The 13,331-nt window shown below is 25.2% G+C and carries 11 protein-coding genes and 1 other RNA gene; all 12 read left to right on the forward strand.

The annotated features are described in order from the left end of the window. The first annotated feature begins 102 nt into the window (after positions 1-102). The 12 genes from dnaA (at position 103) to tilS (ending at position 13,303) form a co-directional block, all read left to right on the forward strand. Positions 103-1,434 (forward strand): chromosomal replication initiator protein DnaA, encoded by a 1,332-nt coding sequence (gene dnaA / locus STURON_RS00010; RefSeq protein WP_075047864.1) that lies wholly within the window; start codon positions 103-105, stop codon positions 1,432-1,434. 102 nt (positions 1,435-1,536) lie between these two features. After that, the gene (dnaN, locus tag STURON_RS00015) at positions 1,537-2,664 is read left to right on the forward strand and encodes a DNA polymerase III subunit beta (RefSeq protein ID WP_075047865.1); all 1,128 of its coding nucleotides are present in this window, start codon (positions 1,537-1,539) and stop codon (positions 2,662-2,664) included. 70 nt (positions 2,665-2,734) lie between these two features. Beyond that, entirely contained in the window at positions 2,735-4,633 is a 1,899-nt protein-coding gene (locus tag STURON_RS00020; protein WP_075047866.1) for a DNA gyrase/topoisomerase IV subunit B, read from the forward strand. Between the two features lie 12 nt (positions 4,634-4,645). After that, positions 4,646-7,072, forward strand: coding sequence for a DNA gyrase subunit A (gene gyrA / locus STURON_RS00025; protein ID WP_075047867.1), 2,427 nt, complete (start codon positions 4,646-4,648; stop codon positions 7,070-7,072). Between the two features lie 90 nt (positions 7,073-7,162). Next, an RNA gene (gene ffs, locus STURON_RS00030) (signal recognition particle sRNA small type) lies at positions 7,163-7,250 on the forward strand. Positions 7,251-7,273: 23 nt separating this feature from the next. Next, positions 7,274-7,702, forward strand: a complete 429-nt coding sequence (locus STURON_RS00035; RefSeq protein ID WP_075047868.1) for a deaminase — start codon at positions 7,274-7,276, stop codon at positions 7,700-7,702. Between the two features lie 2 nt (positions 7,703-7,704). Beyond that, positions 7,705-9,504: a DNA polymerase III subunit gamma/tau gene (gene dnaX, locus STURON_RS00040; RefSeq protein ID WP_075047869.1), complete on the forward strand. Its 1,800-nt coding sequence runs from the start codon at positions 7,705-7,707 to the stop codon at positions 9,502-9,504. 1 nt (position 9,505) lies between these two features. After that, on the forward strand, positions 9,506-10,078 hold the full coding sequence (locus STURON_RS00045) for a toprim domain-containing protein (RefSeq protein ID WP_075047870.1): 573 nt from the start codon (positions 9,506-9,508) through the stop codon (positions 10,076-10,078). A 15-nt stretch (positions 10,079-10,093) separates the two neighbouring features. Then, the gene (gene tmk / locus STURON_RS00050; protein WP_075047871.1) at positions 10,094-10,729 is read left to right on the forward strand and encodes a dTMP kinase; all 636 of its coding nucleotides are present in this window, start codon (positions 10,094-10,096) and stop codon (positions 10,727-10,729) included. A gap of 31 nt (positions 10,730-10,760) precedes the next feature. Beyond that, positions 10,761-11,471, forward strand: a complete 711-nt coding sequence (locus STURON_RS00055) for a DNA polymerase III subunit delta' (protein WP_158500499.1) — start codon at positions 10,761-10,763, stop codon at positions 11,469-11,471. Continuing rightward, positions 11,461-12,183 carry a tRNA1(Val) (adenine(37)-N6)-methyltransferase gene (locus tag STURON_RS00060; protein WP_075047873.1) on the forward strand — a complete coding sequence of 241 codons (723 nt, stop codon included), beginning with the start codon at positions 11,461-11,463 and terminating at the stop codon, positions 12,181-12,183. Before STURON_RS00055 ends, STURON_RS00060 begins: the two co-directional genes overlap by 11 nt. Before the next feature lies 1 nt (position 12,184). Beyond that, positions 12,185-13,303: a tRNA lysidine(34) synthetase TilS gene (tilS, locus tag STURON_RS00065; RefSeq protein WP_158500500.1), complete on the forward strand. Its 1,119-nt coding sequence runs from the start codon at positions 12,185-12,187 to the stop codon at positions 13,301-13,303. The last annotated feature ends 28 nt before the right edge of the window (positions 13,304-13,331 follow it).

Below are 13,331 nucleotides of genomic sequence, written 5' to 3' on the forward strand. Positions count from 1 at the left end.
TTATCCACAAAAATATCTTTTATTTATTCTTTTATAAAGTTATTAACAACTATTTATCAACAATAAATTATAATTTTATTATCAAAATAAAGGAGGTTTACAATGAAAAACTCAGAAATCTGAAAAAAAACTAAAGAATGATTAATATCATCCGATCTTGTAGAACCTAATATTTATGATGAATATATTAAAGTTGCAAATCTCGAAGAGTTATGTGAAGAAGAAAAAGTTATAGTGGTTAAATCAGAACTATCAAAGTGATATTTAGAAAACTTAGCCGAACCTATAAAAAACAACATTTCTGATAATGTTGGAAAAGACATCAAGTTAACAGTTTTAACAAAAGAGGAATTCGAAAAAGAAAAAGAAATAAAATCGATAGTTTCTTTAAAAAAAGAACGATTATTAGTAAGTGGGTACACATTTGAAAATTTTATTACTGGATCTAGTAATATAAACGCGCTTAATGCCGCTAAATCAGTAATCGAAAATTTAGGCACAAAATGGAATCCTTTATTTATATACGGAGATTCTGGTCTTGGTAAAACTCACCTTCTAAAGGCTATTTCTAATGAGGTTTCTAAAGAAAATGTTGGCTTAAATATAAAATACTTTACTTCTTCAGATTTTAGAAAAAATATCCTGGACTCTTTAATGGATGGCTTCAAAGAGATTGAAATGACTAAAACTAAAATGAACGACATAGATGTCATCTTAATAGACGACATACAATTTCTGGCAAATAGTGGTAAAACTAATGAAATTTTCTTTAATATATTTAATTCATTTGTTGAAAATAATAAACAAATAGTCCTTTCATCAGATAAATTCCCGGAACAGCTTAATGGGTTCGACAAAAGAATGGTATCAAGGTTTTCTCAAGGTCTTAGTGTAAAAATAGAAAAACTTGACAATGAAACGTCACTTAACATAATTGAATATAAATGCAAGATAGCAAACATTAATTTATCTAGCGAAAGTAAAAAATACATCTCGTCTTTTTTTGGAACAGACGTGAGAAAGATAGAGGGTATAATAAACAAAATTGAATTCTATTTTATACAAAATAAACATAAACCTGGTGAATTGATAGATGTCGATTACATATCAAAAATTCTTGAAGATTATTCTTTTGCCCCAGGTGGAGAAATAACAGTTCAAAAAATAAAAGATGTTGTCAGTCAATACTATGGTGTTAATATAAAATCAATAGACAGTAGTATAAGGGTCCAAAATGTTGTAAAAGCAAGACATGTGGCAATGTATTTAACTGGTGAACTATTGAAAAAAAATTATTCTGAAATTGGACTTGCTTTTGGTGGAAAAGACCACACAACAGTCCTGAACGCATTTAATAAAATAAACAAATTTTTGAAAGAGGACAAGCTTTTCCGCTCGGCTTTGAAAAAAATAAAAAAGGATATAGTATCGTAAACTTTTTTCTAAAATAGCAGTAAAAAACTGTGGTTTTTAAGGTTATCCACATATTAATAGTATAATAATAATAATTTTAATAATTATATAATAGGAGGAAATATGTTCTTTAGTATAAATAGAATTGCTTTAATTGAAGAAATTAACAAGTGTAATCGGATTATAGATATTAAAACGCCTTCTCCATCTATTACAGGTATATTGATAGATGTAAATATAGATTCTTTGTCTCTAACTTCGACTAATACTGTTGTTTCAATAAAAAGTCTTGTTAGACTAAATGAAATGAATTTAAATATAAAGCAAGTTGGTAGTATGTTGATAAAAGGAAAATACTTCTTAGATATTTTAAAAAAAATGGATGATGATATTGTAAACATTTCTTGTGTTGAAAACAACGTTGCAGTTTTATCTGGTAAAAAACTTGAATTTTCTTTAAATATATTAGATTTTAATGAATATCCAAATTTAGCTTTTAGAGAAAAAGGTGACTCAATCAATGTAAATTGTTTTGACCTTAAGAAGGCTCTTAATCAAACAATAATTTCTGTTAACGAATGAAAACAAAAAATAGTTTTATCAGGTTTGAATTTTGCTTTGAAAGACGGGGCTTTTTATATAACTGGTACTGATGGATATAGGGTTTCAAGAAAAAGATTGAACTTTTGATCTACTAATATTGAAAATAAGTTTGAAACAAACATTCCGTATAGAAGTGTTTTGGAAATTATCAAACTTTTGCCAGATAATGGAGAGTGTAAAATTGTAATAGTTGATAGTTATACTTCTATTGTTATAAATAACACTGTTTTTCAAACTACAATCTTAGAAGGACAATTTCCTGATGTAAATGCTGTATTTCCAAGTGATTTTAATACAACAATATTTGTTGATAATAAAAAGTTTTTTAAATTAATTTCAAGGGCTGATTTACCAAATGATGATAATTCAATACCTGTTGTAAATATGATTCTTGAAGATGAAAAAATAATCATTAAATCAAGTATTCATCAAGTAGGTAGTTTTGAAGAAACATTTGAAGAATTTGAACTTAAAGGTATTGATAGCCAAAGCATTTCTTTTAATTCTAAATATTTAATTGATTCTTTAAAAACTTTTGAAACCAAAACTCTTGAAATCAACCTTATAGATTCTAAAAAACCAATAGTGATTTCTTCTGCTGAAGATGATAGTTTAAGTCAAATAATATTACCAATGTTTACAAGTTAATCATTAATGACATGCTTTATACATAATATGCTTTAAATGTTATAATTATTAGGTAGAAAAAAGGTTATTTATGAATAATAATTATAATGCAGATCAAATCCAAATTTTAGAAGGTTTAGAAGCGGTTAGAAAAAGACCGGGAATGTATATTGGAAATACAAATAAAAATGGATTACATCATCTTGTTTGAGAAATAATTGATAATTCTGTTGATGAAGCTCTTGCTGGTTATTGTAATGAAATTACTATTGTAATTACAACTAATAATGAAATTATTGTTAAGGATAATGGAAGAGGAATACCAATTGATATCCATCCAAAAACTAACAAAACAACTTTAGAAACCATCTTCACAGTTTTACATGCTGGAGGTAAATTTGATGAAAGTACCTATAAAGTATCTGGTGGATTACACGGAGTAGGTGCTTCAGTTGTTAATGCATTATCACATTATGTAATTGCTTATGTAATGAGGAATGGTGAAATATTTAAGCAAAAGTTTTCTAATGGTGGTAAAGATGCAACTGAAATTGAAACAATTGGTAAAACAGATGGTAATGGAACAATAATCTGTTTTAAACCAGATGAAACTATTTTTAAAGAAACTACTGACTTTGACTTTGATGTTATAAAAAATAAAATTAAACAACTAGCTTTTCTTAATAAAGGTCTAAAACTTAATTTATATGATCAAAAAACTGATAAAGAAGTATCGTTTTTATTTTATGACGGTATCAAGGATTATGTAAAAGAAATTAATAGTGGTAAAGAAAAAGTTAATAACAAAATTTTTTATGTTAACAAAACTGATAATGAAATTGAAGTTGAAGTAGCAGTACAATATAACGAAAACTATGATGATAATTTATTCTCTTTTTGCAATAATATTTTTACTTCTGAAGGTGGTTCTCATGAAGAAGGATTTAAAACTTCATTATTAAAAGCAATACACTTATATATTGATAATTTGAAGCAATCTAACAACCTAAAGTTTATTTGAGATGATTTAAAAGAAGGAATTGTTGCAGTTGTTTCTATTAGACATAGAGATCCTTTGTATGAAGGTCAAACAAAAGCAAAATTATCTAACAATGATGCTAAGGAAAGTGTTTATACTGTTGTTCTTGAAAACTTCAAGGAATACTTATTAAAAAATCCTGATGATGCAAAAAAAATCATCGACAAAATCACATTATCACAAAAAGCAAGGAAAGCAGCTCAAAAAGCAAGAGAAGACACAAAAAGAAAATCAGTCTTAACAGGTTTCTCTTTACCTGGGAAACTTGCTGACTGTGAATCAAAAAACGTCGAAGAATCTGAATTATACTTGGTCGAAGGTGATTCAGCTGGTGGTAGTGCAAAATTAGGAAGAAACAGAAAAAACCAAGCTATTCTTGCTTTAAAAGGAAAAGTTTTAAATGTTGAAAAAGTTAAACAAAGCAGGGTTTTTGAAAACACTGAAATACAATCTATAATAGCAGCTGTTGGTACAGATGTTAAAAAAGATTTAGATATTAAAAAACTTAGATATGGTAAAATAATAATCATGACTGATGCTGATGTAGATGGTTCTCATATAAAAGTCCTTTTATTAACTTTCTTTTATAGATATATGAAAGAACTAATTTTAAATGGAAATATTTATATTGCTCAACCACCATTATATAAAATTTGAAATAATAAAAATGTTAACTATGCTTATAGTGACAGTGAATTAGAAGATTTAAAAAAAGAAATTTATAACGGAGTGAAATTTAATATTCAAAGATATAAAGGTCTTGGAGAAATGGATCCAATGCAACTTTGAGAAACAACAATGGACCCTTTAAGCAGAACAATGTTAAAAGTTACTGCTGAAGATGCATTTTTAGCAAATGAAGTTTTCTCTAATCTTATGGGAGATAATGCCGAAGAAAGAAGAAAATTTATTATAGAAAATGCAAAGTTTGTTAAAAATATCGATATCTAGAAGAGGTATTTTATGAAAAATATAAATAACACTAATAGCAAAATATTAGAGGTTGACATAAAAACAGAAGTTGAAAGAGACTTTTTAGAATACTCAATGAGTGTTATTGTAAGTAGAGCGCTTCCTGATTTAAGAGATGGTCTTAAACCAGTTCAAAGAAGAATTGTTTATGCAATGAATGAACTTAAAATTTTTTCAGATACTCCTCATAAAAAATCAGCACGTATTGTTGGGGAAGTTATAGGTAAATATCACCCTCATGGTGATTCATCAGTTTACGAAGCTATGGTTAGAATGGCTCAAGATTTCTCATATAGATATCCTTTAGTTGAAGGACATGGTAACTTTGGTTCAATTGATGGTGATGGTGCAGCAGCTATGCGTTACACTGAAGCAAGGCTTGCAAAGATCTCCTCATTATTATTAAAAGATATTGATATGGAAACCGTTCCTTTTGTTGATAATTATGATGCAATTGAGAAAGAACCAGTTTATTTAACTGGTTATTTCCCTAATCTATTAGTAAATGGTGCAACAGGTATAGCTGTTGGTATGGCAACTAATATTCCACCTCACAACTTAACTGAAGTTGTTAATGCAATTGTTGAAACAATCAAAGATGATAAAATAACCATAGAAAAAATCCTTACATTTATTAAAGGTCCTGATTTTCCAATGGGTGCATTAATGACAAACGGAAAAAGCATGATAGAAGGTTACAAAACCGGTAAAGGTAGTGTAACACTTAGAGCAAAAATATTAACAGAGCAAACAGAAAAAAAATCAAGAATTATAATTACTGAAATACCTTATCAAACTAATAAATTGAGAATAGTTGAGAAAATAGCTGAACTATATAAAAATAAAATAATTATTGGAATAAGTGATATTAGAGATGAATCAAATTATCAAGGGATAAGAATAGTTGTAGAATTAAATAAAAATGCAAATGTTCAATTGATAATAAAAAAATTATATAAGTATACTAATTTACAGTACAACTTTCCAATAAATATGCTTGCTTTAAATAATGGTAAGCCTGAAGTTTTAAATATTAGAGATCTAATTAAGTTGTATATTAACCATCAGGTGTCTATGATTGTTAAAAGAAGTATCTATGAAAAAAACAAGTTAGATGAAAAATTGCATATTCTTAATGCACTAAAAATTACAATTGATAATATTGAAGAAGTTATTAAAATAATAAAAGAATCAAAAACCACTTCAGAGGCAAGTATTAATCTTACTTCTAGATTTGGATTTGATGAAAGACAAATAAAAGCAATTTTAGATATGAGACTTCAAAGACTTGTGTCTTTAGAACATGAAAAAATAGTAAATGAAATTGAAGAAATTATAAAAAGAATTAATTATTTAATTACAATTATAGATTCTAAAGAAATACAAGAAAAAATACTTATAGAGCAATTAGTAGATATAAAAAATAAATTCGGCGATGCAAGAAGAACAGAAATCATTGAAGAAGAAGATACTCAAATAGAAGAAGAAGAATTAATTCAAGATGATCAATTTTTATTAACTTTAACAAAAGATGGGTACATAAGAAGAATTAAATTAGAAGAGATAAAAACCCAAAAAAGAGGCGGTAAAGGAACTCTATTGAATCCAATAAGTGAAGATGAAATTATTATATCTACAATCGGTAAAACAAAAGATGAAATTTTGTTTTTTACTAATATAGGTAAAGTTTATAAAATTAAAGGTTATAAAATTCCAATATCTTCTAAAAACTCAAGAGGTATTCCATTAGTAAATTATATAGGTATAAGTCAATCAGAAAAAGTAACTTCAGTACTGTGTTATAAACACAACAAGAGTGAAAACTTATTCTTACTAACTGAAAAAGGTATTGCTAAAAGACTTTCAATTAAAGAGTTTGAAAAAATAAATAATATTGGTAAGCTAGTTATCATACTAGATGATAAAGATAAATTAGTATCAGTAGTTTCAACAAAAGGAAATGAAAATTTACTAATTGCTTCTTTAAAAGGTAAAATTTTAAGGTCATCAGAAGATAACTTCAGAACAATGTCTAGAGGATCAAGAGGAGTTATAGCAATAAAATTAGATAATGATGATAAAGTGGTTTCTGCATGTTCAACAACAAAAAATACAATGATAGTAACTATTTCTGATTCAGGTATTTTGAAAAAAACTTTAATCGAAGAAATAAATCTTTTGGGTAGAGGATCAAAAGGTATTTTAGGAATGAAATTAAATGAAAAAACTGGAAATTTAAAATACATATTTTCAATAAGAGAAACAGATGAAATTATAATGATTTCTTCAGATGGTAAAACAATTAAACTTTTAGCTAGTGATATAAACTTACAATCTAGAAAAAGCACTGGTGTAATTGGTTTTGACATAATAGATTCAGAACACGTTTCATCAGTTTCAATAAAGTTTAATAAATAAATTGTTTCACGTGAAACATTTTAAAAATGTTTCACGTGAAACAATATTTAAAAAATATAATGTAATTCTATAAAATTATGATAATATATATTTGTCATTGTAAGGGTGACGTTCGAACTTGGTCAGGACCGGAAGGTAGCAGCCATAAGAATCTAGTGCCTTGTACATTGACTTTTTTTTACTTTTTTTAGAGGTTTTTTTATGCAAGAGAATATTTTTTTTAATACTTTATATAAATTAATTAAAAAATGTAAAAAAACAAAAGATGTTCCAGTAGCTTCAATTTTAATTAAAGAAGACAAAATATTATTTAAAAGTTATAATACTAGACAAAAAAAATATAAATTTAATAACCATGCAGAAATACTAGTGATAGATAAGGCATTCAAAAAAACAAAGAAAAAAAATTTGTCTGAATTTACATTATATGTTAATTTAAAACCTTGCATAATGTGCATTGCAACTTTAGAACAAACTAATATTAAGAACGTTTATTATTGACTTGAAAATGAGAAGGTAGACTATTCATTAATTAAGTCAAACATAAAATTTAATAAAGTATATAATATAAGTCAAGAAGAGTTGTTTAAAAAAGAGTTAAAAAACTTTTTTAAAGAATTAAGGGGTTAAAAATGGATAATAAAAAAACATTATATAGAAGATACAGACCTAGCAACTTTAATGATTTAGTTGGTCATGACACTGTAAAGGATATTCTTGAAAGTCAACTAAAAAAAAGATCAATAACACATGCTATGATTTTTGCTGGTCAAAGAGGTACAGGAAAAACATCCTTAGCAAGAATTTTTGCTAAAGTGATTCAATGTAAAAAACCTATTAATGATATTGATCCTTGTAATAATTGTAATAGTTGTAATGAGTTTAACAGAGAATCACATCCGGATTTTTTTGAAATTGATGCAGCTTCTAATAACGGGATTGATGAAATAAGAAGTATTAAGGCGAATATTACAACTTTACCAGCTTTATCAAAATATAAAGTATATATAATCGATGAAGTTCATATGCTTTCTAACTCTGCTTTTAATGCTTTATTAAAAACTTTAGAAGAACCTCCTAAACACGTAATATTCATATTGGCAACCACTGAACAAAATAAAATACCTCCAACAATAATATCAAGATGTCATGTATATAATTTCAATAAACTAAATCTTTATGATATGAAAAAAAAACTTATAGAAGTTTCTACTCTTGAAGGATATACATTAAATGAGGAAGTGGCCAACGAAATTTTTTATATAAGTGATGGATCTTTAAGAGATGCTTTAAATTATTTAGAACAATGTATGACAGTTTCTGAGAATGTTATTACAATTGATAAATTAAAAAAATTATTTTATGTCTCTTCTAAACTAGAAAAAATTAATTTGTTAATAAATGTATTTAAAAAAAATATAGACTATGTTATTACAATGATTAATGACTTTGATAAGAAAGGAATAGACTTTTCAATATTCTTATTAGGTTTATTAGAAATTTTAAAAGAAATTATAGAGTATAAAATATGTAACAATAAGCTTTATTTAAAAGTGTTAGAAGAAGAAGAAGCAAAAAACTTTTTGAGTTTTCATACTAGCTCAATAATACAATTAACAGATTTATTAACAGAAGCTTATGTAAAAACAAAAAATACAAGCATAGGTGTTCAAATAATCTTACTACAAATAACTAAATTTCATTTTAATAAACTTATAAGTGTTAATAGTGAGGCCAGTCCATTACAATATGAAAAAAAAGATTTAAATGATAAAACATTAGTAGAACAAAATAAAAAACAAAATATTAAAGAGACAGATAAGAGCAACGCTCATGTAAGTGAGAATGTATTCAATAATAAAACTATATTGTCACTTGACGATGACAAAAAAGATTATCAATTAAAAGAACTATTAAGAAATAATATTAATAATGATATCAATGTTTATTTCGACAACTCGAAAGTTATAAATGAATTAATAAATGCAAATAAAGAAAAAAGACTATTAATAGAAAATAAATTAAATGATTTTTTTAGTCTATTAGATTTAGAAAATGATTTATCAAACATTTTGATACCTTTGTATTCTTCAAAAGTAGTAGCTTCAAGCAATGAGTGTGCAATATTTGTTTTAGATAATATAACATTAACAAATTGAATTATTAATAAATTAGAAATAAATGAAATAAGAGACAAGATTTTTAATTTTTTTGAAATACAATTTTTAATCCCAATTACTAAAGAACAATGAATACATATAAAAACTGAGTTTATGGATCTAAAAAATCAAAACAAGTTACCAACATATATTAAGCAAGACTACAATAGTTTTTCATACAAAAAAACAAAACTTTCTGATGATAAGGAAGATAAATTTTTAAATGATGTAAAAGAACACTTTAATGACTTTGATATAGAGGTTGAAAAATAGGATGAAGGATTTAGTAGAAAGACTTAAGAAAATAGAAGGAATTACAGAAAAAACAAGTGAAAAAATAATTTTTGACTTAATTGAAAATGATAATAAATTAACTCTTTTGAAAGAAACTTTAGATTATATAGAGAAAAATTATAAATCATGTGAGGTATGTAATTATTATAAATTTAAAAATATCTGTGATTTTTGTGACAATAAAACAAGAGATAAAAATCTTATTTGTGTAGTAACATCAAAAAAAGAAGCAAAAAAAGTCTTTAAAAGTAATTATAAAGGTTTAATACATGTCCTTAATGGTGAAATAAATCTAAATAAAAATATATTACCAGAATCAATACACTTACCAAATTTATTTGCTAGAATAAGTAAAGAAACAGAAGTGATAATAGCCACTAATCTTACTTTTAATGGTGAAGTTACTGCAAATTATATATTAAATAGTTTAAAGAATGAGTGTAAAAAGATAACTAGATTAGCAAGAGGTATTCCATTTGGAGGTTCATTAGATTATTTAGATGATGAAACCCTTACAAATGCAATCGAAAATAGAAAAATAATAAAAAAATAAAAAAAGGTGGTTCATATGCTTTTTATTTCACTTGAAGGAATTGATGGTTCTGGAAAAACAACTATATCTAAAATGATAAAAGATAACTTATCACAAAAAGGTTTTAAAGTTTTACTTACTAGAGAACCTGGAGGAGAGACCTTCGCAGAAGATATTAGACAAATGATTCTTGATAAAAAAAATATTATAACACCTTGAACAGAAACACTTTTATACATAGCTGCTAGAAAGCAACATTTAGATAAAGTTGTTATACCTGCATTAAAGGCTGGAACCATTGTTATATGTGATCGTTTTATGGATTCAACTTCTGCATATCAAGGTTATGCAAGAAATGTTGGAATGGCAGAAATAGATGAAGTTCAAAATATTGTGTTAGGTTCTACAAAACCGGATTTAACTATTTTTTTTGATATAACACCAAAAGAAGCTCATATAAGGCTGTTAAAAAGAAAAAGAAAACCAGACAGATTAGAAAGTGAAGATTCAGTATTCCATGAAGCAGTATACGAAGGTTATCAAATCTTAATTTCAGAAAATACTGACCGTATAAAAGTGGTTAATTCAAGAAAACCAATAAATGAAGTTTTGCAACAAGTAGATTTTCTTATTAACGATGCTTTAAATGAAAGACTATCTAAAAATGACTAAAAATGATTTTCTACTTAGTTGTTCACTTTCAATGAAAAAAAAACAACTACATCATGCAATAATAGTTCTTTCAAATAATCAAACTATTTTAGATTCTTGTAAAAATGATTTTGTAAGAGTCTTATTTTGTTTAAATAACAACATCGAATATGATAATTGTGATTATTGCATAAAAAACAGTTATCAAAGTAATTTCAATATTGCAACTATAGATGGATTAAATTCAAACATAAAAAAAGAAGAAATCCTAAAAGTTATTAATAGATTTTCACACTCATCATTCAACTTTTCTGAAAAAAAACTTTATGTTTTAAGAAATGGTGAAAGTTTAAAAGAAAACGCTGCTAACACACTTCTAAAATTCCTTGAAGAACCCACTAAAAACACTTTTTGTTTAATCTTGTCAAATGATATTTCAAAAATTTTACCAACTATTAAATCAAGGTGTTTGCTGTTCAACATCACAGAAGATGTTAATATTAAACTTAATGATAATTTATGGGATTGTTATAATGAAAAAAACGAATTAAAGTTATTAAAATATTTCACTGATCTTAAGAATGTTGAAAAAAAAGAAGTTATTGAAAGATTAAATTATAACTTTAAAATATTTATACTTAAAAATAGTTTATTAGCAGAAAAAATTTTAGATTCAATTAATAACATAAGCATTTCAAATTATTACATCTTAGAGATTGAATATTTATTTAATATTTTTATTAAGGAGATAAATGAAGCTTAAAAATAATTTACTTTGTTATAAAGACTTATATATATATCAAGAAAGCAATCATTTTAATTTTTGCTTAGATTCTGTTCTCCTTGCAAGATTTGTTGTATTAAATAGTAAAACCAAGAGATTAATCGACGTAGGTACTAATAACTGTGTTATCCCTTTAATATTGTCAAGATACACATCTTCTAAAATAACTGCTGTGGAATTACAAAAAAGCTCGAGTGATATAGCAAATGAGAATGTTATGCTTAATAATAAACAAAATCAAATAGTTGTTTATAATGAAGATATAAACCAATTTTGTATAGATAAAAATAATATGTTTGATGTTGTAATTTGTAACCCTCCTTTTTTTAAAGTTAGTAAAGGTTCAAAATTTAAAGAATCTCAAGAAATATCAATTGCAAGGCATGAGTTAAAATTAACACTTGATCAGTTAATTAAAAGTTCAAGAATTTTATTAAATAATGAAGGAAAATTATATATGATACATTTGACAGATAGATTTGATGAAGTTATAACTAAATTATGTGATAAAGGTTTCGTGGCAAAAAAAGTAAGATTTATATACTCAAAGAAAAGTAGTTTAAAAAGTGATAAATTTCTTGTGGAAGCAAAGCTTTCAAACAAACAAGGTTGCACAATAATGCAACCACTCTATGTTCATAATGAAGATGGCACCTATACAGATGAAGTTAAGAAATATTTCAAGGATTAATATGAAATTAAAAAAAAATAAAAAGTACATAGTTGCTGTTTCTGGCGGACCAGACAGTATGTATCTTTTACATAATCTCGTCAAAAAAAATTTTAAAAACTTAGTAGTATGTCACGTTAATCATAATTATAGAGTTGATTCAATTCATGACCAGTTACTTGTTGAAGATTATTGTAAAAAAAACAATATTTTATTTTATGTAAAAAATATATATTATGAAACAAAAAATAAAAATTTTGAATCTTGAGCTAGAAACGAAAGGTATAGTTTTTTAAAAGAAATATTAATAAAAGAAGAAGCTGATGCAATTTTAACGGGGCATAATAAAAATGATCATATAGAAACATATTTATTACAAACTCAAAAAAACAAAATGGTTAAATTTTATGGTATAAAAAATAAAACCCATATAAACAATTGCCTAATTTTAAGACCAATATTAAATTTAAAAAAATCTACTATTATTAAAAAAATGAATAAATTTAATTTGCTCTATGCAATTGATACAACTAATTATGATACAAAATATTCTAGAAATAAAATACGCAAAAATTTATCTGAAAGCAGTTTTAAGTATTATGAAAAATTGATATATATAGAAAATAAGGAAGTAGATAAATATAATAAAACAATATTAAAATTATTGCCAAAACAAAAAAAGTATTTTGACTTAAACACTTTTACTAAAGATAATGATTTTAACCTGAGATATTTTTTTAAATATGTTGAAGAAAATTATAGAGTCACAGAAATATTAAAATCTAAAAAAGCAAGATTAAAAGAAATAATTAGACAATTGTCTTCTGATAAGAGTTACATAAATATAAGCATTAACTCTTTTAATATAATCAAAGATTATAACAGAGTATATATAGTTAAAAACTCTACGGTTGAAGTTTTTGAGTCCTTTTCTAAACCTCAAGGGTTTGAGTGAACACAAAATGAAAAAACTAATTTAATATACACTAACAATTGGGTTAAATGACAATCAAAATTATATTATAATAAAAAAAGATTAAAAGACTTTTATATGAATAAAAAATTTAGTTATTTAAAAAGATTTAAAACTATATTAGTGTTTGATCCTGTAGACAAAGTTATTTTAAATAAAATATGTTAGAATAAAATAGATTTAGAAAAAGCGAGCG

Origin of the sequence: Spiroplasma turonicum, assembly GCF_001262715.1 — a bacterium.
Taxonomy (GTDB): Bacteria; Bacillota_I; Bacilli_A; order Mycoplasmatales; family Mycoplasmataceae; genus Spiroplasma_A; species Spiroplasma_A turonicum.